This is a genomic window from Pseudomonas sp. MWU12-3088 (genome assembly GCF_023242405.1).
Lineage (GTDB): Bacteria > Pseudomonadota > Gammaproteobacteria > Pseudomonadales > Pseudomonadaceae > Aquipseudomonas > Aquipseudomonas kribbensis.
Genome location: NZ_JALJEA010000014.1, coordinates 38,813 through 65,284, shown reverse-complemented (window position 1 = coordinate 65,284; position 26,472 = coordinate 38,813). Strand labels below are relative to the sequence as shown.

At 61.7% G+C, this 26,472-nt stretch carries 27 protein-coding genes; 11 read left to right on the top strand and 16 right to left on the bottom strand.

What is annotated here, in order from left to right:
• Nucleotides 1-88: 88 nt before the first annotated feature.
• From M5B98_RS25875 to M5B98_RS25855, 5 genes are all read right to left on the bottom strand, one after another.
• Entirely contained in the window at nt 89-2,191 is a 2,103-nt protein-coding gene (locus M5B98_RS25875) for a diguanylate cyclase (RefSeq protein ID WP_248744386.1), read from the bottom strand.
• A complete protein-coding gene (locus M5B98_RS25870) occupies nt 2,188-3,066 on the bottom strand; it encodes an endonuclease/exonuclease/phosphatase family protein (protein ID WP_085713047.1) in 879 nt (292 codons plus the stop codon). The genes M5B98_RS25875 and M5B98_RS25870 overlap by 4 nt, the downstream gene beginning before the upstream one ends.
• Before the next feature lie 14 nt (nt 3,067-3,080).
• Nucleotides 3,081-3,722, bottom strand: coding sequence for a thiol:disulfide interchange protein DsbA/DsbL (locus tag M5B98_RS25865; RefSeq protein ID WP_085713046.1), 642 nt, complete (start codon nt 3,720-3,722; stop codon nt 3,081-3,083).
• Nucleotides 3,723-3,932: 210 nt separating this feature from the next.
• Entirely contained in the window at nt 3,933-4,544 is a 612-nt protein-coding gene (locus M5B98_RS25860; protein WP_169428253.1) for a c-type cytochrome, read from the bottom strand.
• Nucleotides 4,545-4,576: 32 nt separating this feature from the next.
• Nucleotides 4,577-4,882 carry a c-type cytochrome gene (locus tag M5B98_RS25855; protein ID WP_085713044.1) on the bottom strand — a complete coding sequence of 102 codons (306 nt, stop codon included), beginning with the start codon at nt 4,880-4,882 and terminating at the stop codon, nt 4,577-4,579.
• Between the two features lie 191 nt (nt 4,883-5,073).
• On the opposite strand from M5B98_RS25855, the gene yihA reads away from it, so the two are divergent.
• Nucleotides 5,074-5,718: a ribosome biogenesis GTP-binding protein YihA/YsxC gene (gene yihA, locus M5B98_RS25850; RefSeq protein ID WP_248744385.1), complete on the top strand. Its 645-nt coding sequence runs from the start codon at nt 5,074-5,076 to the stop codon at nt 5,716-5,718.
• Nucleotides 5,719-6,141: 423 nt separating this feature from the next.
• Here the strand turns inward: yihA and polA are convergent, their stop codons facing one another.
• Entirely contained in the window at nt 6,142-8,946 is a 2,805-nt protein-coding gene (gene polA / locus M5B98_RS25845; RefSeq protein WP_248744384.1) for a DNA polymerase I, read from the bottom strand.
• 74 nt (nt 8,947-9,020) lie between these two features.
• On the opposite strand from polA, the gene M5B98_RS25840 reads away from it, so the two are divergent.
• A complete protein-coding gene (locus M5B98_RS25840; RefSeq protein ID WP_114880887.1) occupies nt 9,021-9,311 on the top strand; it encodes a DUF2782 domain-containing protein in 291 nt (96 codons plus the stop codon).
• A gap of 60 nt (nt 9,312-9,371) precedes the next feature.
• Nucleotides 9,372-10,325, top strand: coding sequence for a homoserine kinase (locus M5B98_RS25835; RefSeq protein WP_248744383.1), 954 nt, complete (start codon nt 9,372-9,374; stop codon nt 10,323-10,325).
• Between the two features lie 40 nt (nt 10,326-10,365).
• Here M5B98_RS25835 and M5B98_RS25830 read toward each other — a convergent pair whose 3' ends face one another.
• A complete protein-coding gene (locus M5B98_RS25830; RefSeq protein ID WP_085713039.1) occupies nt 10,366-11,295 on the bottom strand; it encodes a zinc ABC transporter substrate-binding protein ZnuA in 930 nt (309 codons plus the stop codon).
• Nucleotides 11,296-11,352: 57 nt separating this feature from the next.
• On the opposite strand from M5B98_RS25830, the gene zur reads away from it, so the two are divergent.
• The 4 genes from zur to M5B98_RS25810 are packed head-to-tail and all read left to right on the top strand — an operon-like array spanning nt 11,353 to nt 14,152.
• Nucleotides 11,353-11,835, top strand: a complete 483-nt coding sequence (gene zur, locus M5B98_RS25825; protein ID WP_011331783.1) for a zinc uptake transcriptional repressor Zur — start codon at nt 11,353-11,355, stop codon at nt 11,833-11,835.
• A complete protein-coding gene (gene znuC / locus M5B98_RS25820; RefSeq protein WP_169428258.1) occupies nt 11,835-12,620 on the top strand; it encodes a zinc ABC transporter ATP-binding protein ZnuC in 786 nt (261 codons plus the stop codon). Before zur ends, znuC begins: the two co-directional genes overlap by 1 nt.
• The gene (znuB, locus tag M5B98_RS25815) at nt 12,613-13,401 is read left to right on the top strand and encodes a zinc ABC transporter permease subunit ZnuB (RefSeq protein ID WP_065260666.1); all 789 of its coding nucleotides are present in this window, start codon (nt 12,613-12,615) and stop codon (nt 13,399-13,401) included. Before znuC ends, znuB begins: the two co-directional genes overlap by 8 nt.
• 37 nt (nt 13,402-13,438) lie before the next feature.
• Nucleotides 13,439-14,152 (top strand): PA5502 family lipoprotein, encoded by a 714-nt coding sequence (locus M5B98_RS25810; protein WP_114880890.1) that lies wholly within the window; start codon nt 13,439-13,441, stop codon nt 14,150-14,152.
• A 38-nt stretch (nt 14,153-14,190) separates the two neighbouring features.
• Here the strand turns inward: M5B98_RS25810 and katE are convergent, their stop codons facing one another.
• On the bottom strand, nt 14,191-16,398 hold the full coding sequence (katE, locus tag M5B98_RS25805; protein ID WP_318654182.1) for a catalase HPII: 2,208 nt from the start codon (nt 16,396-16,398) through the stop codon (nt 14,191-14,193).
• Nucleotides 16,399-16,592: 194 nt separating this feature from the next.
• Here katE and M5B98_RS25800 point away from each other — a divergent pair, with 194 nt between their 5' ends.
• The 3 genes from M5B98_RS25800 to M5B98_RS25790 all read left to right on the top strand — a co-directional run bounded on the left by M5B98_RS25800 (nt 16,593) and on the right by M5B98_RS25790 (nt 19,122).
• Complete coding sequence (locus M5B98_RS25800) at nt 16,593-17,600, top strand: methionine ABC transporter ATP-binding protein (RefSeq protein WP_248744381.1); 1,008 nt, start codon at nt 16,593-16,595, stop codon at nt 17,598-17,600.
• Complete coding sequence (locus M5B98_RS25795) at nt 17,600-18,274, top strand: methionine ABC transporter permease (RefSeq protein WP_065260662.1); 675 nt, start codon at nt 17,600-17,602, stop codon at nt 18,272-18,274. Before M5B98_RS25800 ends, M5B98_RS25795 begins: the two co-directional genes overlap by 1 nt.
• A 77-nt stretch (nt 18,275-18,351) precedes the next feature.
• Entirely contained in the window at nt 18,352-19,122 is a 771-nt protein-coding gene (locus tag M5B98_RS25790; RefSeq protein ID WP_114880892.1) for a MetQ/NlpA family ABC transporter substrate-binding protein, read from the top strand.
• 61 nt (nt 19,123-19,183) lie between these two features.
• Here the strand turns inward: M5B98_RS25790 and M5B98_RS25785 are convergent, their stop codons facing one another.
• Genes M5B98_RS25785 through M5B98_RS25765 form a run of 5 tightly spaced genes read right to left on the bottom strand, consistent with a single transcriptional unit; the run spans nt 19,184 to nt 23,092 of the window.
• On the bottom strand, nt 19,184-19,819 hold the full coding sequence (locus M5B98_RS25785; protein WP_007953994.1) for an SCO family protein: 636 nt from the start codon (nt 19,817-19,819) through the stop codon (nt 19,184-19,186).
• Nucleotides 19,816-20,715 carry a heme o synthase gene (cyoE, locus tag M5B98_RS25780; protein WP_248744380.1) on the bottom strand — a complete coding sequence of 300 codons (900 nt, stop codon included), beginning with the start codon at nt 20,713-20,715 and terminating at the stop codon, nt 19,816-19,818. Before cyoE ends, M5B98_RS25785 begins: the two co-directional genes overlap by 4 nt.
• Nucleotides 20,703-21,782: a COX15/CtaA family protein gene (locus M5B98_RS25775; protein WP_248744379.1), complete on the bottom strand. Its 1,080-nt coding sequence runs from the start codon at nt 21,780-21,782 to the stop codon at nt 20,703-20,705. The genes cyoE and M5B98_RS25775 overlap by 13 nt, the downstream gene beginning before the upstream one ends.
• Before the next feature lie 10 nt (nt 21,783-21,792).
• Nucleotides 21,793-22,386: a hypothetical protein gene (locus M5B98_RS25770; protein ID WP_248744378.1), complete on the bottom strand. Its 594-nt coding sequence runs from the start codon at nt 22,384-22,386 to the stop codon at nt 21,793-21,795.
• Nucleotides 22,352-23,092 (bottom strand): SURF1 family protein, encoded by a 741-nt coding sequence (locus M5B98_RS25765; protein ID WP_248744377.1) that lies wholly within the window; start codon nt 23,090-23,092, stop codon nt 22,352-22,354. Before M5B98_RS25765 ends, M5B98_RS25770 begins: the two co-directional genes overlap by 35 nt.
• A gap of 71 nt (nt 23,093-23,163) precedes the next feature.
• Between M5B98_RS25765 and M5B98_RS25760 the strand changes: the two genes are divergently transcribed.
• Nucleotides 23,164-23,367, top strand: coding sequence for a twin transmembrane helix small protein (locus tag M5B98_RS25760; protein WP_065260656.1), 204 nt, complete (start codon nt 23,164-23,166; stop codon nt 23,365-23,367).
• Nucleotides 23,368-23,376: 9 nt separating this feature from the next.
• Here the strand turns inward: M5B98_RS25760 and M5B98_RS25755 are convergent, their stop codons facing one another.
• From M5B98_RS25755 to ctaD, 3 genes are read right to left on the bottom strand one after another with little or no spacing between them, the layout of a single operon-like run.
• Nucleotides 23,377-24,264 (bottom strand): cytochrome c oxidase subunit 3, encoded by an 888-nt coding sequence (locus M5B98_RS25755; protein WP_248744376.1) that lies wholly within the window; start codon nt 24,262-24,264, stop codon nt 23,377-23,379.
• A 25-nt stretch (nt 24,265-24,289) separates the two neighbouring features.
• The gene (locus M5B98_RS25750; RefSeq protein WP_085713029.1) at nt 24,290-24,841 is read right to left on the bottom strand and encodes a cytochrome c oxidase assembly protein; all 552 of its coding nucleotides are present in this window, start codon (nt 24,839-24,841) and stop codon (nt 24,290-24,292) included.
• Between the two features lie 27 nt (nt 24,842-24,868).
• A complete protein-coding gene (gene ctaD / locus M5B98_RS25745) occupies nt 24,869-26,455 on the bottom strand; it encodes a cytochrome c oxidase subunit I (RefSeq protein WP_114880897.1) in 1,587 nt (528 codons plus the stop codon).
• Between the last annotated feature and the right edge of the window lie 17 nt (nt 26,456-26,472).

Here is a 26,472-nt window from a genome sequence, read left to right as displayed (position 1 = left end):
CACGCGAGTCAGTAATGCAACAGTGTAACGTACTGACTTGCGTGCGAACGGCAAAAGGGCTGATTTAAATGAAATGGAACAATTGTCTTCAGCCCAGCTCCACCCGGTTGCGGCCTGCGTTTTTGGCCCGGTACAACGCCTGATCGGCTCTTTTGAGCACCAGATCGCTGTGTTCTCCCGGCCTGAACGCCGCCAGCCCCATGGATATGGTGATCGTGACGCGCTCACCCTTGAAGTGGAACGGGCAGGCCTCGATGGACGCGCGCAGGGTTTCCAGCAGTTTGGCGCCGACGGCCGGCGGAGTTGCCGGCAGCAGCAGGACGAACTCCTCTCCGCCGAACCGGGCAATGAAATCGCTGCCGCGCAGGCGCTTGCGCAGCACCGTGGCGATGATCTTCAGCACTTTGTCGCCGGCCAGATGGCCGTAGTTGTCGTTGATCCGCTTGAAGTGATCGAGGTCGAGCATGGCCAGGCTCAGGGTGTTGCCGTGCTGCTGCCACTGGGCGATTTCGTGGTCGAGCCGTTCGCTCCAGGCAGCGCGGTTGGGCAGGCCGGTGAGCGGATCGATCAGGGCTTTCTGGCGCTGCTCTTCGAGGTGTTCGCGGTAGCCCAGCGCTTCCTGCTCCATGTGCGCAACGCGTTCGGCCAGGCTTTTGAGGCGTCCGGCGACCTCCTGTTCCCGGGCGTCACGTTGTTTCTGGTGCTGGTCCATCGTGCCGAGCAGGCCTTCGAGATGGTTTTCCAGAACCTGCTTGAGGTCGTCCAGGTCTGCCGCTTCCTGCACGCTGGTCTGCAGGCCATCGACCTGTTCACGGATCTGCGTGTCCATAGCTCGCGCCGCCGAGCTGTTGTCGGCATGACCTTCGCTGGCGGCCTGCAGGTTGCTCTGGAACGTTTCGAGGCGTTCGTTGAGTTGCTGCAGATAAGCTTCGAACTCGTGCTGACCGCTGTCGGTGATGGCCAGCATCAAGGTCGCCAGATCGTCGAGGATCGGAAGCAGTTCGTACCAGTTGAGGCCATGTTTCAGCCTATCGCGCATGGCCTCGGCTTGGGGGCGATGGCGCTCAGGCAGGGTCAGGTCATCCAGCAGGCCGATCAGGGTGTCTTCGATGTGCTTGGCCACCGAGCTGTAGGAGGGTTCGGGCGAATCCGGCAGGGCATAGAGAATGTCTTGCTCGGGTTGCTCCGGGTCGATGGCCGCCAAGGCCTGCGCGATGGGCTCGGGCAGCGGCAAGCTGTCGAGGAAGACCGGAGGCGGGTTGTCGCCGGGGTGGATCAGTTCGTCAGGGTTGATGGCGCTCGGTGTCGATGGCGCAAAGACCGGAGGCGGCGTGAAGGCAGGCGGCTCGGGTTCTGGCTCGGAGAGTTCCGGTTCGTCGGGAGTCGTAGCGACTTCTGTGATGATCCGGGCAGGCTCGAAGGCAACCACTTCCGGCTCTGCAACAGGCTCGGGTGTTGATATGGGTGTTGGTGCTGAAGCTTGCAGTGGCGCGACCAGCGGTGCGGCGAGCGGTGTTTCACTGACGGTGGCAATGGCTGCCGGTTCGGCGATTGCAGCAGGCGCTTCTGGCATTGGCGCGCTTTCAGGCGCGGCGGGCGGTTGCTCTGGCCGAGCTGTTGGAGAAGTCACAACAGGCTGAGCCACAGGTGCAGGCGATTCTTCGCTGTCACGGCTGCCGAACAGGCGCTGCAACAGTCCCGGACGTCCCGGTTCCGCCGGCGCCTCCAGTTGGCTCAACGCCTTGCCCTGCAAACCGCTGAGTTCGCTCAGCAATAACGGCATTTCCCGGGCCTGACTGACTCGCCCGTCGAGCTGCTTGGCGAACTTCTTCAGTGGCTGGGCGACGTCCCGGGGCAGGGGCAGCGATTGCAGCTGAGCCACCAGCGAGTTCAGCGCGGTGCTGACCTGCTCGATCCGGGTTTCACGGCGTTGCTCGGAGTCGAGCACGGCTTTTTCTAGGCGCGGCAACAGGGCGGCGAGGCCGGCATCCATGTCGTCGGTGCGCACCACGTCGCGCATTTCCTTCATGCACTGATCGACCACGCGATCGGTGCCTTCAGCCGCGAGCGTGCTACGCACCAGGCCGCGACGCAGCAGGTCGAGCCGGGCGTCCCATCGACGTTCGAGCTTTTCCTGTTGTTCGATGCTTTTGAGGTATTTCTCTTTCCAGCGCTGGGCTTCGTCGCTCATTCAGGCGTTCCGCGAGGGGCAGGACTCAACGCGGGCAATGCATCGGCCGTGAGCGAACCCGGCAGACGAATCTCTACCGCGACGGGCAGGTGATCGGAAATCGGTTGGGCCAGCACCTCGACCTTTTCCAGCGTCAGGGTCGGGCTGAGCAGAATATGGTCCAGGCAGCGCTGCGGGCGCCAGCTGGGGAATGTCGCTTCGAGTTGCGGGGCCAGCAGGCCGAGGTCGCGCAGGGGCGAGTGTTGCAGCAGGTCGCTGGCGTGGGTGTTCATGTCGCCCATCAGCACCTGATGCTTGTAGCCGCCGATCAGCTCGCGGATATATGCAAGTTGCATGGTGCGTACCCGGGCGCCGAGCGCCAGGTGCATCATCACCACCACCAGCGCCTCGGGACCTTCGCCGAAGCGCACCAGGATCGCCCCGCGACCTTTCGGCCCCGGCAGCGGATGGTCCTCGATCGCCCACGGGCGCAGGCGACTGAGCACGCCGTTGCTGTGCTGGGCCAGTCGGCCAAGATTGCGATTGAGTTGTTGATACCAGTAAGGGAAGGCGCCGAGATGGGCCAGATGTTCGACCTGATTGACGTAGCCCGAACGCAGGCTGCCGCCATCGGCTTCCTGCAGGGCGACCAGATCGAAGTCGCCGAGCAGATTGCCGATCTTCTGCAGATTGCCGGAACGGCCGGGGTGCGGCAGCAGATGCTGCCAGCTGCGGGTCAGGTAGTGCCTATAACGCTCGGTACTGATGCCGACCTGGATATTGAAGCTGAGCAAGCGCAAACGGCTGTCTGCGGGCAAGCCCGTGGATTCCAGGTGATGCTCGTTGACCTGCGGATCATGCAGGCCGACGAGACGTTCGGTTCCCCAGCGGCGCATGGCGATTGCCGCGCTTAGTTGGCGGCCGCCTTGTTGGCCGCTCGCTCTTTGGCGACCAGTTGGTCAGCCAGCTTCAGAGCCTCTTCGGCACCACCGGCAGAGCCGATGTCAAAGCGGTATTTACCGTTGACGATCATGGTTGGAACGCCGGAGATTTCATATTTCTTGGCCAGTTCACGAGCCTTGACGATCTGGCCCTTGATGGCGAAGGAGTCGAAGGTGGCCAGGAACTTGTCCTTGTCTACGCCTTGAGTGGCGAGGAAGTCGGCCATGTCGTTCTTGTCGGTCAGCTTCTTGTGTTCTTTCTGGATCGCGTTGAACACGGCAGCGTGAACGCTGTGCTCGACGCCCATGGCTTCCAGGGTCAGGAACATTTGACCGTGTGCATCCCAAGGGCCGCCGAACATGGCAGGGATGCGGACGAAGTTGACGTCGGAAGGCAGTTTTTCAACCCATGGATTGATCACGGGCTCGAAGGCGTAGCAGTGCGGGCAGCCGTACCAGAACAGTTCCACCACTTCGATCTTGCCAGGCACGGCAACCGGGACCGGGTTGCTCAATTCGACGTACGGGGCGGCAGGTGCTTCGGCGGCCTGGGCCGTCACGCCGAACAGGCTGGCAGCGACGAGGGCGGCGCTGATGATCAGATTACGCATGCTTTACTCCTGGGCAAATTGGTCGCCTCGCGCGACCTGTTTTCAGACAGATCCTGGCGGGCATGAGTTCTGTAGTGTAACGGCAGCGGCCACAAAAAAGGGCGGCCAAAGCCACCCTTTTTATACTTCATGCAACGGATTAATCGAGCGTTAACGTGGCGGGAGTTGTCCTGCGCGCGCAACGCTCGAATCACTATCGCAGGCCTGGCCTTAGTGCAGGCCTTGAATGTAGCTGGAGACCGCCGCAATGTCCTCGTCGCTCAGCTTGCGAGCGATGGTGCGCATGGTCATGGCATCGCCGTCGTTGCTGCGACCGGCTTCTTCCTTGCGGAAATCGGTCAGCTGTTTGGCGATGTATTGAGCGTGTTGGCCACCCAGGTGCGGGAAGCCGGCGGCGGCATTGCCCGCGCCGTTCGGCGAGTGGCAACCGGTGCAGGCTGGCAGGCCTTTTTCCAGGTTGCCGCCACGGAACAGGGCTTCGCCGCGAGCGACGATCTTCGGATCGGCGGCGCCGACGCTGCCTTTCTGGCTGGCGAAATAGGCGGCGATGTCAGAGAGGTCCTGATCGCTCAGGTTGGTCAGCAGGCCGGTCATTTCCAGAACGGTGCGCTTGCCCGACTTGATGTCATGCAGTTGCTTGGTCAGGTAGCGTTCACCCTGGCCGGCCAGTTTCGGAAAGTTTGGCGCCATGCTGTTGCCATCCGGGCCATGGCAGGCCCCGCATACGGCAGCCTTCGCCTGGCCTGCGGCGGCATCGCCTGCAGCATGGGCGAAACCTGAGATTCCCACGGTCAACAGCAGACTCACGATCAGTTTGTTCATCAGCTAATCCAACTACGGCTAAGGGTTAAGAGTTATGGACCGGGTTTACTTCCGCTCATCCAGAGGATGATGGCCTGGTAATCCTCGGCACTGCAGTCCATGCACAAACCACGCGGCGGCATCGCCTTGAAACCCTGGGTCACGTGTTGCACCAGCGTCTCCATACCTTTCGCCAACCTCGGCGTCCAAGCTTCCTGATCGCCTCTTCTGGGCGCCATGGGTAGTTGGCCGGAATGACAGGCACCACAAACACGGTTGTACACGGCTTCCGGATCCTGTGTAGCCTGTGCGCTGTAAAGCGGCATCAGAACTCCGGCAGCCAGCAGCCATTTCGTCATAAAACGACCTTTTCAGGGTTGAGAGCGATCTGCGTTCTGTTGCGCAATCAAAGTCTGTCGCTCTCGTGAACTTCATCCTTCGCTGGGACAAAGCACACACAAAATCTGCGGCATTATATACTGGCGTCACTGAAACGGAAGCGACACCGCGTTCCGCGCCCAATCCCGGCGCCGCCCACATCGGAAATCCCATGCAACTCAAGAATCCCATCCTCGGCCTGTGCCAACAGTCCACGTTCATGCTCAGTGCCGCCAAAGTCGATCAGTGCCCCGACGACGAAGGCTTCGAAGTGGCGTTCGCCGGTCGTTCCAACGCCGGTAAATCCAGCGCGCTGAACACCCTGACTCACGCCAGCCTGGCGCGCACCTCGAAAACCCCGGGTCGCACACAGCTGTTGAACTTCTTCAAGCTAGACGATGAACGGCGTCTGGTCGACCTGCCGGGCTACGGTTATGCAAAAGTACCGATCCCGCTCAAGCAACACTGGCAGCGTCACCTCGAGGCTTACCTCGGTGGTCGCGAGAGTTTGAAGGGTCTGATTCTGATGATGGACATCCGCCATCCAATGACCGACTTCGACCTGCTGATGCTCGACTGGGCCGTTGCGGCCGGCATGCCGATGCACATTCTGCTGACCAAAGCGGACAAGCTGACCTACGGCGCAGCCAAGAACACGCTGCTCAAGGTGCAGTCGGAAATCCGTAAGGGGTGGGGTGACCTGGTGACGATCCAGCTGTTCTCCGCGCCAAAACGCATGGGCCTGGAAGAGGCCTACACCAAGCTGGCGGGCTGGATGGAACTGGCGGATAAAGGTGCGGAAGCGGCGGCAGAGTAAGGGGATTTCAAAACTGTCTGTGGTGCTGTCAGGCAAGGCAAAAGCATTGCTAAAACGGCCGGGGTCGCGCTCGACTTTAGGCGACCTAAATGAGCATTTTTAGCGATGCTTTTAACGCAGTCTGGCTGCGCCACAGCCAGTTTTGAGGCAAAAAAAGCCCCGGACTTCATATGGGGAGGGAGAAGTTCCGGGGTTCAAGTTCCGAACCGCTAGGGCGGGGTTCAGATATCTGCCAACACTTAACACAACATAGGAGCATCGAAGGGCTTCACCAGCCATTCAGTACCTCTGAGTATCAGCCTGCAAGATTAGTTCAGAATTTTCTAGAAAAGGTTTGGAATAAATTCCAGAACCTTTAGGACTAAGTGCCTGCAAAGGGCTCTGCTGCGGCGTTATGCCCCGGCAGAGCCGGCCTCTGACCGATCAGTGGGCCTCGTCCCAGTTGTTGCCGACTCCCACTTCCACCAGCAACGGCACATCCAGCTTCGCCGCTTCACTCATGTGGACGCGAATTTCGTCGCGAACCTGATCCACCAGATCCTCGCGAACCTCCAGCACCAGTTCGTCGTGTACCTGCAGGATGACTTTGGCATCCAGCCCAGAAGCGCTCAGCCAGTTGTCCACCGCCACCATGGCTTTCTTGATGATGTCCGCTGCGGTGCCCTGCATCGGAGCGTTGATCGCCGTGCGTTCGGCAGCTGCGCGCTCCTGGGGCTTGTTGGAGTTGATGTCCGGCAGATACAGACGACGGCCGAAGATCGTTTCTACGTAGCCCTGATCCGCTGCCTGCGCGCGCGTGCGATCCATGTATTCGCGAACGCCCGGGTAGCGCGCGAAGTAGGTGTCGATGTAAGCCTTGGCGGTCTTGGTGTCGACGCCGATGTCCTTGCCCAGCTTCTGCGCGCCCATGCCGTAGATCAGGCCGAAGTTGATCGCCTTGGCGCCACGGCGCTGGTCGGACGTCACTTCGTTCAGCTCGATCTTGAACACTTCGGCGGCAGTTGCGGTATGCACGTCCAGATTGTTGCGGAAGGCGTTCATCAGGCCTTCGTCGCGGGACAGGTGCGCCATGATCCGCAATTCGATCTGCGAGTAGTCCGCTGCCAGCAGTTTGTAGCCTTTCGGCGCGACAAAGGCCTGACGGATGCGTCGGCCTTCGGCGGTGCGCACCGGAATGTTCTGCAGGTTCGGGTCGCTCGACGACAGGCGCCCGGTCGATGCGACGGCCTGATGGTACGAGGTGTGGATACGCCCGGTGCGCGGATTGATCTGCTCCGGCAGGCGATCGGTGTAGGTGCTTTTCAGCTTGCTCATGGAGCGGTGTTCCATCAGCACTTTTGGCAGGCGGTGATCATCTTCGGCCAGTTTTGCCAGCACTTCTTCGGCAGTGGACGGCTGGCCCTTCGCGGTCTTCTTCAGCACCGGCAGGCCAAGTTTTTCATAGAGGATCACGCCCAGTTGCTTTGGCGAGCCGAGGTTGAACTCTTCACCGGCGATCTCGAAGGCTTCACGCTCCAGCGCGACCATCTTGTCGCCCAGCTCGATGCTCTGAACGCCCAGCAGCGCGGCATCGACGAATGCACCCTGGCGCTCGATGCGGGCCAGCACCGGCACCAGCGGGATCTCGATGTCGGTCAGTACGCTGGCCAGGCTCGGGATGGCGCTGAGTTTTTCGAACAGTGTCTGGTGCAGGCGCAGGGTCACGTCGGCATCTTCGGCGGCGTATGGGCCGGCCTGCTCCAGCGCGATCTGGTCGAAGGTCAGTTGCTTGGCGCCTTTGCCGGCGATGTCCTGGAAGCTCACGGTGGTGTGATCCAGGTACTTCTGCGCCAGGCTGTCCATGTCGTGACGGGTGGCGGTGGAGTTGAGCACGTAGGACTCAAGCATCGTGTCGAAGGCAATCCCGCGCACGGTGATGCCTTCGTTCTGGTCGCCACCGATGGCGCAGTTGGCCAGGATGTTCATGTCGAATTTGGCGTGCTGGCCGACCTTGAGCTTGTTCGGGTCTTCCAGGATTGGTTTCAGCGCGCGCAACACGGTGTCGCGATCCAGTTGCTCCGGCACGCCGATGTAGGAATGCGTCAGCGGAATGTAGGCTGCTTCGTTGGCCTGCACCGCGAAGGACAGACCGACCAGTTGCGCCTGTTGCGCGTCGACGCCGGTGGTTTCGGTGTCGAAGGCGAACAGTTTGGCGTTCTTTAGCTTTTCCAGCCAGACGTCGAAGCGGGCCTGATCAAGGATGGTCTCGTACGCGGCTTCAGCCGGAGCGGCAGGCGCTTCTTCCGCAGGCGCGCTGAACAGATCGACGGCCGGCTCAGGCGCGGCGGCGCTGCTCAGTTCCAGGCGTTTGGCGTCCCGCTCCAGATCGTTGATCCAGCTCTTGAACTCCAGCAGGGTGTAAAGCTCAAGCAGCTTGGCCGGATCTTCCGGGCCCATTTGCAGGTCGTCGAGGCCGATGTCCAGCGGCACGTCGACCTTGATGGTCGCCAGCTGATAGGAAAGGAACGCCATCTCCTTGTGCTCTTCGAGCTTGGCCGGCAGGGTCTTGGCACCACGAATCGGCAGGGTCGGCACGATATCGAGCTGCGCGTAGAGCTCGGTCAGGCCGCCGTTGACGCCCACCAGCAGGCCGGACGCGGTTTTCGGTCCGATGCCGGGAACGCCGGGGATGTTGTCGGAAGAGTCGCCCATCAGGGCCAGATAATCGATGATCTGCTCCGGAGCGACGCCGAATTTCTCCTTCACGCCCTCCACGTCCATCGAGCTACCGGACATGGTGTTGACCAAGGTAATGTGGCCGTCGACCAGTTGCGCCATGTCCTTGTCGCCGGTGGAAATGATTACCGGGCGGTTGGCGGCTGCGCTGCTGCGGGCCAGAGTGCCGATCACGTCATCGGCCTCGACGCCTTCGACGCACAGCAGCGGGAAACCGAGGGCTTTCACGCTCTGGTGCAGCGGCTCGATCTGCAGGCGCATGTCGTCGGGCATGCTCGGGCGGTTGGCCTTGTATTCGGCGTACATCTCATCGCGAAATGTCCCGCCCTTGGCGTCGAACACCACGGCGAACGGGCTGTCCGGATACTGCTTGCGCAGGCTCTTGAGCATGTTCAGCACGCCTTTGACCGCACCGGTCGGCAGGCCTTTGGACGTGGTCAGCGGTGGCAGCGCGTGAAAGGCGCGGTACAGGTAAGACGAACCGTCCACCAGGACGAGGGGGGCTTGGCTCATGAGCAGGATCAACCTTTTCGGCGGGTCCGGCGCTAGAATAGCGGGACCGTTGACGACAAAGGGACAAGGTTATCATGCGTACGTTAAATCGCTTGCTGCTGGTCAGTTTGATTGCTGTCTCACCCTTGCCTGCGATCGCGGCGGATGATGCGCCGTCAGCGGAGCCGGAAGTCACCATCCGCACCGAGGGTGACAAAACCATCCAGGAGTACCGGCAGAACGGTTTCCTGTACGCGATCAAGGTGACCAAAAAGGGTTTCCCGCCCTATTTTCTGGTGCGTGCGGACGGTACTGATGCAAACTTCATCCGCTCGGACCAGCCGGATATGCTGATCCCCGCGTGGAAGATTTTCGAGTGGAAGTAGTTTCTTAATTTCAACCGGCGCCGGCTCGATGGCGGCGCCAGAACTGAGCAGTTTTTAACCATGTCTGTGTTCACCCCCCTGGCTCGGCCCGAGCTGGAAACCTTTCTCGCCCCTTACGGGCTCGGCCGTCTGCTCGATTTCCAGGGGATCGCCGCCGGCAGCGAAAACACCAACTTCTTCATCAGCATGGAAAAGGGCGAGTTTGTCCTGACCCTGGTCGAGCGCGGCCCGGTGCAGGAAATGCCGTTTTTCATCGACCTGCTCGACGTATTGCACGAAGCCGACCTGCCGGTGCCTTATGCACTGCGCACCACCGACGGCGTGGCCCTGCGCGAGCTGAAAGGCAAACCGGCGCTGCTGCAGCCGCGCCTGGCCGGCAAGCACATCAAACAGGCCAACGCCCAGCATTGCGCGCAGGTCGGTGACTTGCAGGCGCACCTGCACCTGGCGACCCAGGGCGACAGCATGATCAAGCGCAAGACCGATCGTGGCCTGGACTGGATGCTGGAGGAGGGGACCGAGTTTCTCTCGCACCTGAGCGATGAGCCGCGAGCGCTACTGCAAGCCGCGCTGGACGAAATCACTCAACAGAAAGAGAAAATTCTCGCGCTGCCTCGGGCGAATATCCACGCCGACCTGTTTCGTGACAACGCCATGTTCGAAGGCACGCACCTGACCGGGCTGATCGACTTCTACAACGCCTGCTCCGGGCCGATGCTCTACGACGTGGCGATTGCCTTGAACGACTGGTGTTCGGACGATGACGGCCTGATCGACGGCCCACGTGCCCGGGCCCTCCTGGGTGCCTACGCGGCACTGCGTCCGTTCACGGCGGCTGAGGCTGAACTGTGGCCGACCATGCTGCGCGTGGCGTGCGTGCGGTTCTGGCTGTCGCGGTTGATCGCGGCGGAATCGTTCGCCGGGCAGGACGTGCTGATTCACGATCCGAAAGAGTTCGAGCAGCGGCTGGCGCAGCGTCAGCAGGTCAGCACACCGCTACCTTTCGCCCTGTAAAAGAAAAAACCGCAGCCTGTGCAGGCTGCGGTTTTTTGTATCAGAGCGACTCCAGGCAACCCGCCAGATCATTCCCCAGCTTCTCCAGCACCTGCTCATAACCTTGAGCCGTCGCCGGCGTGTAGCCGCCCAACGCATCCAGCTCCGCCAGTTTCACCGGCAGGCCAGCCACCAGGGTTTCGGCCAGACGTGGGCGCAATGGCGGCTCGCTGAACACGCACGTCTTGCCGACTTCCTGCAACCGTGCGCGCATTGCCGCCACATGCTGAGCGCCCGGCTGCACTTCCGCCGCCACGCTGAACACACCGGTGTGTTTCAGGCCGTAGGCATCTTCGAAGTAGTCGAAGGCTTCGTGGAAGACGAAGTAGGGTTTGCCTTCAACACTGGCCAGACGTTTCTTCAAGCGTTGATCCAGTGCATCGAGACGCTCGTCGAATGCCTTGGCGTTGCTCTGGTAGCGCTCGGCATTGGCCGGGTCGGCAGCGCTCAGGTCGGCGGCCATCTTGTCGGCAATCACCCGCGCGTTCACCGGCGATAGCCACAAATGCGCATCGAGGGTGCCTGGGCGGTGATCGTGATCATGCTCGTCGGCGTCTTCGGCATGGGAGTGGCTGTCTTCGGCGAAGCGACGCAACTTCATGCCCGGCAGGTCCTGCACTGCAACGCTCGGCAGCGTACGACCGTTCAGCACGCGAGGCAGGAAACCTTCCATGTCTGGGCCGATCCAGTACAGCAGGTCCACCGATTGCACCTTACGCACGTCGGAAGGGCGCAGCGCGTAGTTATGCGGCGAAGCCCCCGGCGGCAGCAATACTTCCGGAATCGCCACGCCGTCCTGCACCGCAGCGGCAATCAATTGCAGTGGCTTGATGCTGGTGAGGACTCTGACTTCGGCCTGGGCCGAACCGATCAGCAGAAAACTGGCGACAAAGGCCACAAAAACAGAAAAAAGTCGGGACACGATGACCACTCAAGGAGGCGAGAACGGGTAACATAATAACGTCTCTAACCAAACTCGTCGCCGCTCATGCCTATTACCCCGATTGCCAGCCGTCCCCACGACCACTCCCATTGCGTCCACAGCGCCCTGTCCGAGGCCGATGCCTTGTGTGCACAGAAAGGCCTGCGCCTGACCGCATTGCGTCGGCGGGTGCTGGAACTGGTCTGGCAGAGCCACAAGCCGCTGGGTGCCTACGACATCCTCGCTGTGCTCAGCGAGCAGGACGGCCGCCGCGCAGCGCCGCCGACCGTGTACCGCGCGCTGGATTTCCTGCTGGAAAACGGTCTGGTACACCGCATCTCCTCGCTGAACGCTTTCGTCGGCTGCGTTCATCCGAAGCATTCGCACCAAGGCCAGTTCCTGATCTGCCGCGAGTGCCACGCGGCCATCGAGCTTGAGCAAAAAACCATCAGCGACGCCATTGTCCACAGCGCCAAGGACGTCGGCTTCATCGTCGAGGCCCAGACCGTCGAAGTGGTCGGCCTCTGCTCCGGTTGCCGGGGGGCTTGATGAGCGATGCGTTGATCCGTCTGGAGCAGGTGGCTGTCCGGTTTGCCGGGCAGAACGTGCTGGACAACATTCACCTGAGCGTCGAGCCGGGGCAGATCGTCACCCTGATCGGCCCCAACGGCGCCGGCAAGACCACGCTGGTGCGCGCCGTGCTCGGGCTGCTGAAACCCGATAGCGGCAGCGTCTGGCGCAAACCGAAACTACGCGTCGGTTATATGCCGCAAAAGCTGCACGTCGATCCGACCCTGCCGCTGTCAGTCTTGCGCTTCCTGCGGCTGGTGCCGGGCGTTGATCGTCCGCGTGCGCTGGCGGCACTCAAGGAAGTCGGCGCCGAACACGTCATCGACAGCCCGGTGCAAAGCGTGTCCGGTGGTGAAATGCAGCGCGTGCTACTGGCCCGGGCGCTGTTGCGCGAGCCGGAACTGCTGGTCCTCGACGAGCCGGTGCAAGGCGTCGATGTCGCCGGGCAAGCCGAGCTGTACAGCCTGATCACCCGGCTGCGCGACCGTCACGGTTGCGGCGTGCTGATGGTGTCCCACGACCTGCATCTGGTGATGAGCACCACGGATCAGGTGGTGTGCCTCAACCGTCACGTCTGCTGCTCCGGGCATCCCGAGCAGGTCAGTGGCGATCCGGCTTTCGTCGAGCTGTTCGGCAACCACGCCCCGAGCCTCGCGGTCTATCACCACCATCACGACCACGCCCACGACCTGCACGGTTCGGTGGTCAAAGGGCCTTTGACGGGCCAACCTCACGTTCACGGAGATAGCTGCAAGCATGGCTGATTTTCTGTTCTACGCCCTGCTTGCAGGTCTGGCGCTGGCGGTGGTCGCGGGGCCGCTGGGCTCGTTCGTGGTCTGGCGGCGCATGGCTTATTTCGGCGACACCCTGTCCCACGCCGCGCTGCTCGGCGTGGCGCTGGGCTTTCTGCTGGATGTCAGCCCGACCGTCGCGGTCACCGTGGGCTGCCTGCTGCTGGCGGTACTGCTGGTGACCCTGCAACAGCGTCAGCCGCTGGCGTCCGACACGTTGCTGGGCATTCTCGCACCGAGCACGCTCTCTCTCGGCCTGGTGGTACTAAGCTTCATGCATGAAGTGCGGATCGACCTGATGGCCTATCTGTTCGGCGACTTGCTGGCTATCAGCCCGACTGACCTTGCCTGGATCCTCGGCGGCAGCGCGGCGGTGCTGGTGTTGCTGGTGACATTGTGGCGGCCGCTGCTGGCGATCACCGTGCACGAAGAACTGGCCCGGGTCGAAGGCCTGCCGGTAGCTGGTCTGCGCATGGCGTTGATGTTGCTGATCGCGGTGGTGATCGCCGTGGCGATGAAAATCGTAGGTGTGTTGCTGATTACGTCGCTGTTGATCATCCCGGCGGCTGCGGCACAACGTCACGCCCGTTCGCCGGAGCAGATGGCACTGGGCGCGAGCCTGCTGGGCATGCTCGCCGTGTGTGGCGGGCTGGCGCTGTCCTGGTTCAAGGACACCCCGGCCGGCCCGTCAATCGTTGTGACGGCGGCCGCACTGTTTCTGCTGAGTTTTGTTCTGCCCCGTCGAGGGGTGTAGACTTGCTCGTTTTTTGCGCAAATAGAGAGTCGCAGGAATGAAGCCGTTCGCCTCCCGTTATCTGCTCCTTGTCGCATTTTCAGTGCTGCTGGGCGCCTGCCAAAGCACGCCGCCGGTGGCCGAAGCCCCCGATGCGCGGGCCACGGCCATCGCACAGCTGGAGCAAAGCCTGGCCAGCAGCGAACTGGCCACTGCCGAAGACCAGTTGGCAGCCTTGCAGGCCGAAACGCCCAACGATCAGTCCCTTGAGCAATACCAGCGCCAGTTGGCCGAAGCCTATCTGCGCCGCAGCCAGATCGTCCTGCAAAAGGGCGATGTGAATGCTGCCGCAACCGCTTTGGCCCGGGCCCGCGCGCTGATGCCAAAGGCTCCGGCGCTGACCGGTGGCGTCAACGGCGCCATCACCGAAGCGCGCAAGGCTGAGCTGGAAAAAGCCGAAGCAGCGCTCCTCGCCGCCGAGGCCAAGCCGAAAGCCAAGGTGATCGATCCGACTGCCGAGAGCACCACGGTTGCGCTGAATATCAACGATAGCCGCAAACTTCGCCGTCAACTCGACGCGATCGCCGCCGATGTGGTGAATTACGACTGTGCGGTGAGCATTCAGGCGCCGCGCACCAATGATTATCCGTGGCTGGCGACGCTGATCACCAAACGCGTGAAGAAGCTCGATCCGGATTTCGATCTGCAGATCGAGAAGCAGATTCTGCGCACAGTCCCGGCACAGATGGTTCTGAGCCCGCGCAAACCTTGAATTAACCGCAGCCTGCTTTTCGCAGGCTGCGGTTTTTTTCAGGCCGGAATTGCCTTGGCTTTCGCCTCCCGATCCCAAACCCGATGCTGCCCGATCGCCGCAAAGAACGGCTTGGTCAGCGCTTTCACATCCTTGCCTTCGATCAATCCGGCATCCGTCTCCAGCTTCAGCACATCCAGCAACTGTTTGGCCTCGCCTTGCAGGGCAATCGCCTTCAGGTGCTTGTACGCCTCCAGCAGGTAATGCAACGCCACGCCGTCGCCGCTCAGCGCCTTGACCGACGCCGCGCCGCCCGGCACGAACACCGCGTCGAACGCCACCGAAGGTAAGCCCTCCATCGACGCATCCACCGCCAGGCTTTTGCCATCGGCCGTCTTCACCGGTGCCGAAGTCGGGCCGAGCAGCTTGGCATGCGCACCTTCTGCCGCCAGAGCCTTCTTCATTGCATCAATCGCGGCACCATCGACGCCATTGGCTGCCAGAATCGCCACTTTTCGCGTCTTGATATTCTCCGGCAACAGGTTGGCCTGACTCAGGGACGGTGAGTGGTCGAGAGATGTCTTGCGCACCTCGACCGTCCCTTTGGCTGGCTCCGGCAACCCAAGGTTGTGTGCCACGCGCTTTGCCAGTTCCAGATCGATATTGGCCAGAATCTCGTTCACTTCCCGGGCCCGAATGTGCTCGCGCTCAACCTTGCCCAGTTCGAAGCTGTAAGCCGAGATGATGTGTTCCTGTTCGTGCTTGCTCATGCTCTTGAAGAACAGTCGCGCCTGGGAGAAGTGATCGCTGAACGACTCGCTGCGCTGGCGGATCTTGTTGGCGTCGATGCGCTCCGCATAGCTCTCGAACCCGCCGTCCTGCGCGGCCGGTGGTGTTTCTTTTGGCCAACCGCCATCAATCGAGTTCGGCTCGTAGGACGCGCGGCCCTTGTCGATCACCGTGCGGTGCTGGGCATCGCGCTGGCCGTTGTGGAAGGGCGCCACCGGGCGATTGATCGGAAGCTCATGAAAGTTCGGCCCGCCGAGTCGGCTGATCTGCGTGTCGGTGTAGGAAAACAGCCGACCTTGCAGCAGCGGGTCATTGGAGAAGTCGATCCCCGGCACGATATGGCCGGGGCAGAACGCGACCTGCTCGGTCTCGGCAAAGAAGTTGTCCGGGTTGCGGTTGAGGGTCATCTTGCCCAGCGGTGTGATCGGGACGACTTCCTCGGGAATCAGTTTGGTCGGGTCGAGGATGTCGAAATCGAAGTCGTGCTCGTTTTCCTCCTCGATGACCTGTACGCCAAGTTCCCATTCCGGGTAGTCCCCGGTCTCGATGGCCTCCCAGAGATCGCGTCGATGGTAGTCGGTGTCTTTACCGGCCAGCTTCTGCGCTTCGTCCCACACCAGCGAACAAGTGCCGGCGGTGGGGCGCCAATGGAATTTGACGAAGCGCGATTTGCCCTCGGCGTTGATCAGCCGGAAGGTGTGCACGCCAAAACCCTGCATGCTGCGCAGGCTTTTCGGGATGGCCCGGTCGGACATCGCCCAGATGACCATGTGCGCCGATTCCGGCACCAGCGACACGAAATCCCAGAAGGTGTCGTGGGCCGAACCACCGGTAGGCATTTCGTTGTGCGGCTCGGGTTTCACGGCATGGACGAAGTCGGGAAACTTGATCGCGTCCTGGATGAAAAATACCGGCATGTTGTTGCCGACCAGGTCGAAGTTACCTTCGTCGGTGAAGAATTTCACCGCAAAACCGCGCACGTCGCGCACGGTATCGCCGGAGCCCCGTGGCCCTTGCACCGTGGAAAAACGCACGAACACGGGTGTTTTCTTTCCCGGATCCCGCAGGAAACCGGCCTTGGTCAGCGCCGAATGATTCTCGTAGGTCTGAAAGAAACCATGGGCCCCGGTACCGCGGGCATGGACGATGCGCTCGGGAATCCGCTCATGGTCAAAGTGCGTGATTTTCTCACGCATGATGAAGTCTTCCAGCAGCGACGGCCCACGCGGCCCGGCCTTCAAGGTGTTCTGGTTATCCGCGACCTTCACGCCCTGATTGGTGCGCAGGGCCTGGCCGGTGGCGTCGGAACGGAATTTTTCCAGGCTGTCGAGTTTGGCATTGGTGTTGGCGCGATCCGGGGTGTCGGTGCCGGCCAGTTGGCTTTTGTCTGTGGCAGGTTTTTTCGTACTCATCAGTCGTGAACTCCTGTCTGCCCCGGCGTTGCGCCGGGACGCTCGAGTGGTTCCCGGGCACGGCACCCAGGGTTTTCAAGTCGCTTACCTAGTGACTGACGAGGGTTTTGGGCGTTCCTTTTTTATGACCTTTGATCCTGTTATTGCCAAATCGAAGGTTAATTGCGAAATAAATGCTAAGAACCTCTATACGGACAGGCTAAAATGCGCGCCCGGCTAACCGCTGATCCTTTTCCAACGCGCCCCACAAGGTTCGCTACGTGATCGAGTTTCAAAACGTCCATAAGACTTACCGCGTCGCCGGTAAGGACATCACCGCGCTGCATCCGACCAGTCTCTCCATCGAGAACGGTCAGGTGTTCGGCCTGATTGGCCATTCCGGCGCGGGAAAAAGTACCCTGCTGCGTCTGATCAATCGCCTGGAAGATTCCAGTGGCGGCAAGATCATCGTCGACGGCGAAGAAGTCACCGCGCTGGACGCCAACGGCCTGCGCCGTTTCCGTCAGCAGGTCGGGATGATCTTCCAGCACTTCAACCTGCTGGCGTCCAAGACCGTGGCCGACAACGTTGCGCTGCCGCTGACCCTGGCCGGTGAACTGTCCCGCGCCGAGATCGACCAGCGTGTAGCCGAATTGCTGGCGCGGGTCGGCCTGTCCGACCACGCGAAGAAGTATCCGGCGCAGTTGTCCGGTGGCCAGAAGCAGCGCGTCGGCATCGCCCGCGCCCTGGCGACCAAGCCGAAAATCCTGCTGTGCGACGAAGCCACCAGCGCCCTTGACCCGCAGACCACCGCTTCGGTGCTGCAACTGCTGGCCGAGATCAACCGCGAGTTGAAACTGACCATCGTGCTGATCACCCACGAGATGGACGTGATCCGCCGTGTCTGCGATCAGGTGGCGGTGATGGACGCCGGCGTGATCGTCGAGCAAGGCTCGGTGGCCGACGTGTTCCTGCATCCGAAGCACCCGACCACCAAACGTTTCGTCCAGGAAGACGAGCAGATCGACGAAAGCGAGCAGCGCGATGACTTCGCTCACGTGCCGGGCCGCATCGTGCGTCTGACCTTCCAGGGCGAAGCGACCTACGCGCCGCTGCTGGGTACCGTCGCCCGGGAAACCGGTGTGGACTACAGCATCCTGGCTGGCCGCATCGACCGCATCAAAGACATTCCTTACGGGCAATTGACCCTCGCCGTCACCGGTGGCGACATGGAAGCGGCCTTTGCCCGCTTCACCGCCGCTGACGTTCACATGGAGGTGTTGCGCTAATGGCAGACCTGATGAGTTTCTTCACCAATATCGACTGGTACGAAATCTGGCTGGCCACCGGCGACACCATGATGATGCTCGGCGGTTCGCTGCTGTTCACCGTGTTGCTCGGCCTGCCGCTGGGCGTGCTGCTGTTCCTCTGCAGCCCGCGTCAGTTGCTCGAAGCCAAAGGCGTGTATGCATTGCTGTCGCTGGTGGTGAACATCCTGCGTTCGTTGCCGTTCATCATTCTGTTGATCGTGATGATCCCGTTCACCGTGCTGATCACCGGCACCTCGCTGGGCGTGGCCGGTGCGATTCCGCCGCTGGTGGTGGGTGCGACGCCGTTCTTCGCGCGTCTGGTGGAAACCGCCCTGCGTGAAGTGGATCGCGGCATCATCGAAGCGACCCAGTCCATGGGCGCGACCACTCGCCAGATCATCATGAATGCCTTGCTGCCGGAGGCTCGTCCGGGCATTTTCGCAGCGATTACGGTGACGGCGATTACACTGGTTTCCTACACGGCGATGGCCGGTGTGGTTGGCGCCGGTGGTCTGGGTGACCTGGCGATCCGTTTCGGTTACCAGCGTTTCCAGACCGACGTGATGATCGTCACCGTGGTGTTGCTGCTGATTCTGGTGCAAGTGCTGCAAATGGTCGGCGACCGACTGGTCGTGCATTTCTCGCGCAAATAACCCGGTTTGGTAATCAAAAAATGAGCCGGCCATTCGCTGGCAGGTGCCACACGGGCACCTCAAAAGGAGTTAGCTGAATGAAAAAACTGATCGCTGCTTTCGCTGCCGTAGCCGCTTTTTCGGCTCACGCTGAAACCCTGACCGTTGCTGCCACCCCGGTGCCGCACGCGGAAATCCTCGAATTCGTGAAGCCGGCACTGGCCAAAGAAGGCGTGGATCTGAAGGTCAAGGTCTTCACCGATTACATCCAGCCGAACGTGCAGGTGGCCGAGAAGCGTCTGGACGCCAACTTCTTCCAGCACCAGCCGTACCTCGATGAGTTCAACAAGGCCAAGGGCACCAGCCTGGTGGCCGTGACCGGTGTGCACCTGGAGCCGCTGGGCGCCTATTCGAGCAAGATCAAGAAAATCGAAGACCTGCCAGGCGGCGCCAACGTGGTGATCCCGAACGACGCCACCAACGGCGGCCGTGCGCTGTTGCTGCTGGACAAGGCGGGCGTGATCAAGCTGAAGGATTCGAAAAACATCCTGTCCACCGTCAAGGACATCGCCGAAAACCCGAAAGACCTGAAGATCCGTGAACTGGAAGCCGCGACCATCCCGCGCGTGCTGACCCAGGTCGACCTGGCGCTGATCAACACCAACTACGCGCTGGAAGCCAAGCTGGATCCTTCCAAGGACGCGCTGGTCATCGAAGGCAACGACTCGCCTTACGTGAACATCCTGGTGTCCCGTGCGGACAACAAGGACAGCGACGCCATGAAGAAACTGGCTGAAGCCCTGCACAGCCCGGAAGTGAAGAAATTCATTACCGAGAAGTACAAGGGTGCGGTGTTGCCGGCGTTCTGATCCCGGCTTACAGGCATAAAAAAACCGCAGCTCAGGCTGCGGTTTTTTTTGGTCCGGGTTTTTACTTGCGGTTCAGCATCACCGGCAACTGCGCCACCAGCTTGGCATTGTTCAACGGCGCCCGAATAAATCCACGCTGCGTCCCATCAGGCCCGATCACCGCCAGATTCCCGCTGTGATCCACCGTGTAGTTCGGCTTGCTGGTATCCGCCGGAATGAACGGAATGCTCACCGCGTTGGCCACCTTCTGCAGCTCATCGATCGACTTCGGCGTCAGGCCGATGAATTGCGGATCGAAGTAACCCAGGTACTGCTTCAACTGCGCAGGGTTGTCGCGGTTCGGGTCGACGCTGACCAGCACGATCTGCAACTTGTCCACCGCATCCTTCGGCAGCTCGCTCTTGATCTGGCGCAGCTGGGCGAGGGTGGTCGGGCAGATGTCCGGGCAGAAGGTGTAGCCGAAGAACAGCAGGCTCCACTTGCCCTTGAGCTCGTTGACGGTGACCGGTTGGCCGTCCTGATTGGTCATCGTCACGTCCGGCAGGTTGCGGCTCTGCGGCAGCAGGATGATGCCGGCGTCGATCAGCGCGGTCGGGTCGCCCTGGCCCTTGCCGCTCAGCACTTTGTTGACGGTCAGGCCGAGGATCAGCGCGATCACGGCCACGAGGATGAAGACGGTTTTCTGGGTTCGAGTCATAGGTTCAACAGTAAGTAGTGGTCTACGAGCAGGGCGATGAACAGCAGAAACAAGTACCAGATAGAGTACTTGAAGGTGTTGATCGCCGCGTGCGGCCGAGTGCCACGGTACAGCACCACGGCCCATTGCAGAAACCTCGCGCCCAGCCCGAGGGCGCAGATCAGGTACAGCGCGCCGCTCATGTGGATCACGTAGGGCAACAGGCTGACCGCCAGCAGGGCGAAGGTGTACAGCAGAATGTGCACCTTGGTGTAGTGCTCGCCGTGGGTGACCGGCAGCATCGGGATGTCGGCCTTGGCGTACTCCTCCTTGCGGTGGATCGCCAGCGCCCAGAAGTGCGGCGGGGTCCAGGCGAAGATGATCAGCACCAGCAGCAGTGGTTCAGCGCCGATATGGCCGGTAGCGGCGGTCCAGCCGAGCAGCGGCGGCGCGGCGCCGGCAAGGCCGCCGATGACGATGTTCTGCGGCGTCGCGCGTTTGAGGAAACCGGTGTAGATCACCGCGTAGCCAAGCAGCGAGGCCAGGGTCAGCCAAGCGGTCAGCGGGTTGGTGAAGGTCAGCAGCAACGCCTGGCCGAGCAGCGCCAATATCAGCGCAAAGGTCAGTGCCGCCGTGGGCGAAACCCGGCCCTCGGCCAGCGGCCGTTTGTGGGTGCGGGCCATGACCGCATCGATGCGCCGGTCCACCACATGATTGACCGCCGCCGCACCACCGGCACACAACGCGATCCCCAGGTTGCCGAATACCAGCACCGTCCACGGCACCCCGGCGCGGGTGGCGAGGAACATGCCGACCAGCGAGGTGATGAGCATCAGCACCACGACTTTCGGTTTGGTCAGCTCCAGGTAATCTCGCCACAACGCCTGCGCGGGACGTTCGCCGATCAGAACCGCCATGGCGTTTCTCCTTTTATAGTGATGGGTGCGGCCGACTGTTTACGCGGGCTCAGGCGCCAGCGCGCGAGCATCGGTTGCTTGACCCGGACCAGACTGGTTCGCGCGTGATAGTTGACCAGCACCATGGTCAGCAGCAGTGCCGCGCCGCCGGCGTTGTGCGCCACGGCCACCGGCAGTGGCAGATGAAACAACACGTTGCTGATGCCGAGGGTGATCTGCGCGCCGAGCGCAACCAGCACCAGCCCGGCCAGTCGCGTCATGCCCACCCCTTTCAGTTGCCACGCCAGACCGAGCAGGACAATCGTCACCAGCAGGGCGCCGATGCGGTGGGTCAGGTGAATCGCCGTGCGTGCATCGCTGTCGAGTTGTCCGCCGAGATAGTTGGGGCCGATGTGCTGGGTCAGGTGAAAGCCGTTGGCGAAATCCGCCGGCGGCAGCCACTGGCCGTGGCAGGTCGGGAAGTCGATGCAGGCCACCGCCGCATAGTTGGAACTGACCCAGCCGCCGAGGGCGATCTGGCCGATCACCAGCAGCAGTCCGGCGGTGGCCCAATATTGCAGACGCTTGGGCACGGTCAGCGCCGGCAGCACGCCGGACAGTCGCAAGGTCAGTAGAAACAACAGACTCAAGGTCGCGAAGCCACCGAGCAAATGCCCGGTCACCACTTGCGGCCAGAGCTTGAGCGTCACTGTCCACATGCCGAACGCCGCCTGGGCGAACACCACCGCCAGCAGAAACAGCGGAAGTTTCAGTGGTTGCCCGGGATGACGACGATTGACCCACGCGCGCCCGGCCAGAATCGAAATCAGCATGCCCAGGGTGCCGGCGAAGTAGCGGTGGATCATCTCGTTCCAGCCTTTGTGCGCCTCCACCGGCGAGTCCGGGTAATGCAGTTCGGCGTGGGCCAGTTGGGCTTCGCTTTTCGGCACGCTGATGAAGCCGTAGCAGCCCGGCCAGTCAGGACAGCCGAGGCCGGCGTGGGTCAGGCGGGTGTAGGCGCCGAGCAGCACCACGATCAGTGCCAGCAGGGTGGCAAACAGCGCGAGGCGAAATCCAGGTTTGGCCATGACGATGCCCTTATCCGATGTTCGACAGTTTCAGCAGGTGGCGCAGGTCGTTGAGCAGATCCTTGCCCTTCACACTCGGGTCGTAGCGCAGCACGAGATTGCCGTGGGGGTCGATGATCCACAGCTGCGGCGTGGCCTTGTCGCCGGTCGCCTTGCTGAACGCGGCGGCGTCCAGCGGATAGCGTTGCAGCTGCGGATATTCGCGGGTCAGCTTGGCTTCGTAATCGGCCGTCAGCGGTTGTGCGGCGGCGAGGGCGTGGCTGGCGCGCCCGGCATCGCGGCCAAGGCCGATCTGGATCTGCCGCGCCAGATACACCAGTTGCTGGCAGTCCACCGCGCAGTCTTTCGGTGCGGTCACCAGCATCTGCCAGCGTTCTTCGTCAGCCGTCACGCCGAGGTCGGCGCGGCTCTGACCGTTGCCGATCAATTCGCCGTGATAGCTGCGTCCTTCCGGTACCCAGAACTGCAACTTGTACATGCCGGTGGCGAGGATCATCGGGCCGATCACGCCGAGCAGGATCAACAGCAGTTGAATGCGCCCGCGGCGGCGACCGGCCGGGGCCTTGGCTTCAGACATGCTGGGTGGATTCATGGCCGCTCCCATGGTGTTTCTCCTTCGCGTTGTGCAATCCGAGGTAGATGTAGAGACCGAACAGGGCGGTGGCCATGGCGAACCACTGCACGGCGTAGCCGAGGTGTTTTTCCGGGCCCATGGCAACCACCGGCCAGTCGGCCTGATAGCTGGCGGGACCGGGTTCTGCGCGCAATTCATAGGCGAAGCCGTCACGCTCGAGGGTTTTCCACAATTTGGCCGGTTCGACGGCGGTGACGGTTTGCGGCCAGGTGCTGCTGACCGGGTCGGCGTGCAACTGGAAGGTCGCGCCGGGGGCGACGTACACCCAGGCATCGACATTCACGGCATCGGCCGGTGTCTTGAATTGCGGGGTAACGCGGCGGTCCGGCCATGGCAGCCAGCCGCGATTGACCAGCAGCCACAGACCGGTGCGCTGATCCTGAAACGGTTGCAGCAATTCGACGCCGACCTTGCCGTCCCGCTGCCGGTTGTCCAACAGCAGGCTGTGCGCCGCATCGAACTGGCCATGCAGATGCACCCGGCGAAAGGCCGGATCGGCACTGTGCAACAGCTCGGTGCTGGCCATCGGTTCGGCGGCCCGGCGTTCGGCGTAACTGGCGAGCAGGGCGGTTTTCTCCGCGCCCCGGCCCAGTTGCCAGAAGCCCAGCGAAATCAGCAGCGGCAGCAGCAAGGCGACCACCAGCGTCGGCACGACGCCCGGCCGGAAGCGCTTCATGGCTGCGCCAGAAAAGCAGTGAATGCGACCGCTATACTTGATTGCATCGCCTGTACCCCCGGAGTCTTCCCATGCTCAAAGCAGCTATCGTCCTGATGCTGATTGCCACGGTGATCAGCCTGTTCAGCGGCCTGTTTTTCCTGGTCAAGGACGACAGCAGTTCAAATCGCCTGGTCATCGCCTTGAGTGTTCGGGTGGCATTGGCCGCTTGCACCGTCGGCTTGATTGCCTGGGGTTTCTACAGCGGCCAACTGGTGTCGCACGCGCCCTGGTAGCTCTGTCCTTCAGAGCACGTAAACGAAGATGAACAAGCCGATCCACACCACATCGACGAAGTGCCAGTACCAGCTCGCGGCTTCGAAGCCGAACTGGTGCTCGTTGTCGAAGTGGCCTTTCATGATGCGCATCAGCATCACGAACAGGATGATCGTGCCGATGGTCACGTGGGCGCCGTGGAACCCGGTGAGCATGAAAAACGTAGCGCCATAGATCCCCGAACCGAGGGTCAGGCCCAGCTCGTGATAGGCGTGCATGTACTCCTCGGCCTGCAAGGCGAGGAAGCCGCAACCCAGCAGCACGGTGATCGCCAGCCAGATTTTCAGCGCACCGCGATGGCCTTTCTTCAGGGCATGGTGGGCGATGGTGATGGTCACGCTGGAACTCACCAGCAGGATGGTGTTGATCAGCGGCAGGCCCCAGGGGCTGATGACTTCCTTGGGCGGCGGGAACAGTTTCGGGTCGGGTGTGTGCAGCAGCGGCCAGGTGAACTGGAAGTTCGGCCAGAGCATGTGCGCAATGCCCTTGGTGCCTTCGCCGCCCAGCGCCGGGCCGGAAATGTGCCGCACGTAGAACAGCGCGCCGAAGAAGGCGATGAAGAACATCACCTCGGAGAAGATGAACCAGCTCATGCCCCAGCGGAACGAGCGATCCAGCTGCGGGCTGTACAACCCCGCGCGGCTTTCCTTGATCACCGCGCCGAACCAGCCGAACAGCATATACGCTAGCAACAGCCCGCCGACGAAAAAGATGTACGGCCCGTGGGATTCCGGGCGCGCAGCCTTCAGGTCGTTGAACCAGGTGGCCAGGCCGTAGACGGTGATGACCATGCCGAAGGTGGCGATGATCGGCCACTTGCTCTGGGCCGGGACGTAATAGTGCTCATGAGTTGCCATTTATTGTTCTCCTTATCGGGCACGCTTAACCGCCAGTGTTTGCAGCCACCGGAGGATGTCGGGCGGTGATATCGAACAGCGTGTAGGACAGCGTCAGGTGCTTCACGTCCTTGGGCATGTCGCGGTCAACGATGAAGCGCACCGGCATCTCGATCTGCTGACCGGGCTGCAGCACCTGCTGGGTAAAACAAAAGCATTCGGTCTTGTGGAAATACGCCGCCGCTTCGCTCGGGGCGATGCTCGGTACGGCCTGGGCGCTCATCGGCTTGTCGGTGGGATTGCGGGCGATGAAGATCATCTCGTTCACCCCGCCCGGATGGGCGACCAGTTCCTCACCCTTGGGATAGAACTCCCAGGGCATGTCGGCGTTGTTCATCGACAGGAACTGCACCCGCACCTGTCGCGAGTTATCCACAACCTGCTCGCCCTCGTACTGCCCGGCGGTCTTGCCATTGATGCCGAACGCCTTGCACATCACGTCGTAAATCGGCACCAAAGCAAAACCGAAAACAAACATCGCCACCACCACGCCCAGCAGTCGGGTCACCAGTTTCTTCAGCGAAATCGAGTCAGCCATGGCGGCGGCCCTCAAGGGCTACAGGGTTCATTTCACTTCCGGCGGCGTGGTGAAGGTGTGATACGGCGCCGGCGACGGCACGCTCCACTCCAGACCTTCGGCGCCATCCCACGGTTTGGCCGGTGCCGGCTCCCCGCCACGGATGGTCTTGATCACGATGAACAGGAAGAAGATCTGCGTGGCGCCGAACATGAACGCGCCGATCGACGAGACCATGTTGAAGTCGGCGAACTGCAGGTTGTAGTCCGGAATCCGCCGTGGCATCCCCGCCAGTCCCACGAAGTGCATCGGGAAGAAGGTCAGGTTCATGCCGACGAAGGACAGCCAGAAGTGCAACTTGCCCAGGGTTTCGTCGTACATGTGGCCGGTCCATTTCGGCAGCCAGTAGTAGGCCGAGGCGAAGATCCCGAAGATCGCCCCCGGCACCAGCACGTAGTGGAAGTGCGCGACCACGAAGTAGGTGTCCTGGTACTGGAAGTCCGCCGGGGCGATGGCCAGCATCAGCCCGGAGAAACCGCCGATGGAGAACAGGATCACGAACGCCACGGCAAACAGCATCGGCGTCTCGAAGGTCAGCGAGCCTTGCCACATGGTGCTGGCCCAGTTGAACACCTTCACCCCGGTCGGCACCGCGATGAGCATCGTCGCGTACATGAAGAACAACTCGCCCACCAGCGGAATACCTACCACGAACATGTGGTGCGCCCAGACGATGAACGACAGGAACGCGATGCTCGCCGTGGCGTAGACCATCGAGGTGTAGCCGAACAGCGGCTTGCGCGAGAAGGTAGGGATGATCTGGCTGACGGCACCGAAGGCCGGCAGGATCATGATGTACACCTCGGGGTGGCCGAAGAACCAGAACACATGCTGGAACAGCACCGGGTCACCGCCACCGGCGGCACTGAAGAAACTGGTGCCGAAGTGGATGTCCATCAGCATCATCGTCACGCACCCGGCCAGCACCGGCATTACCGCGATCAGCAGGAACGCGGTGATCAGCCAGGTCCAGACGAACAGCGGCATTTTCATCAACGTCATGCCGGGGGCGCGCAGGTTGAGGATGGTGGCGATCACGTTGATCGCGCCCATGATCGAGCTGATCCCCATCAGGTGAATGGCGAAGATGAAGTAGGTCACGCTTTCCGGCGCATAGGTGGTGGACAGCGGTGCATAGAACGTCCAGCCGAAGTTCGGCCCGCCACCGGGAGTGAACAGGGTCGACACCAGCAACAGAAACGCCGCCGGCAGCAGCCAGAAGCTGAAGTTGTTCATCCGTGGCAGAGCCATGTCCGGCGCGCCGATCATCAACGGGATCATCCAGTTGGCGAGGCCGACGAACGCCGGCATCACCGCACCGAACACCATCACCAGACCGTGCATGGTGGTCATCTGGTTGAAGAACGCCGGTTCGACGATCTGCAGGCCGGGCTGGAACAGCTCGGCACGGATCACCATGGCGAACGAGCCGCCGAGCAGGAACATGCAGAACGCGAACCACAGGTACAGCGTGCCGATGTCCTTGTGGTTGGTGGTCAGCACCCAGCGCATCAGGCCTTTGGCGGGGCCGTGGGCGTGGTCGGCATGACCGTGGTCATCGATGACAGCGCTCATGGCCGGTCTCCTTCATG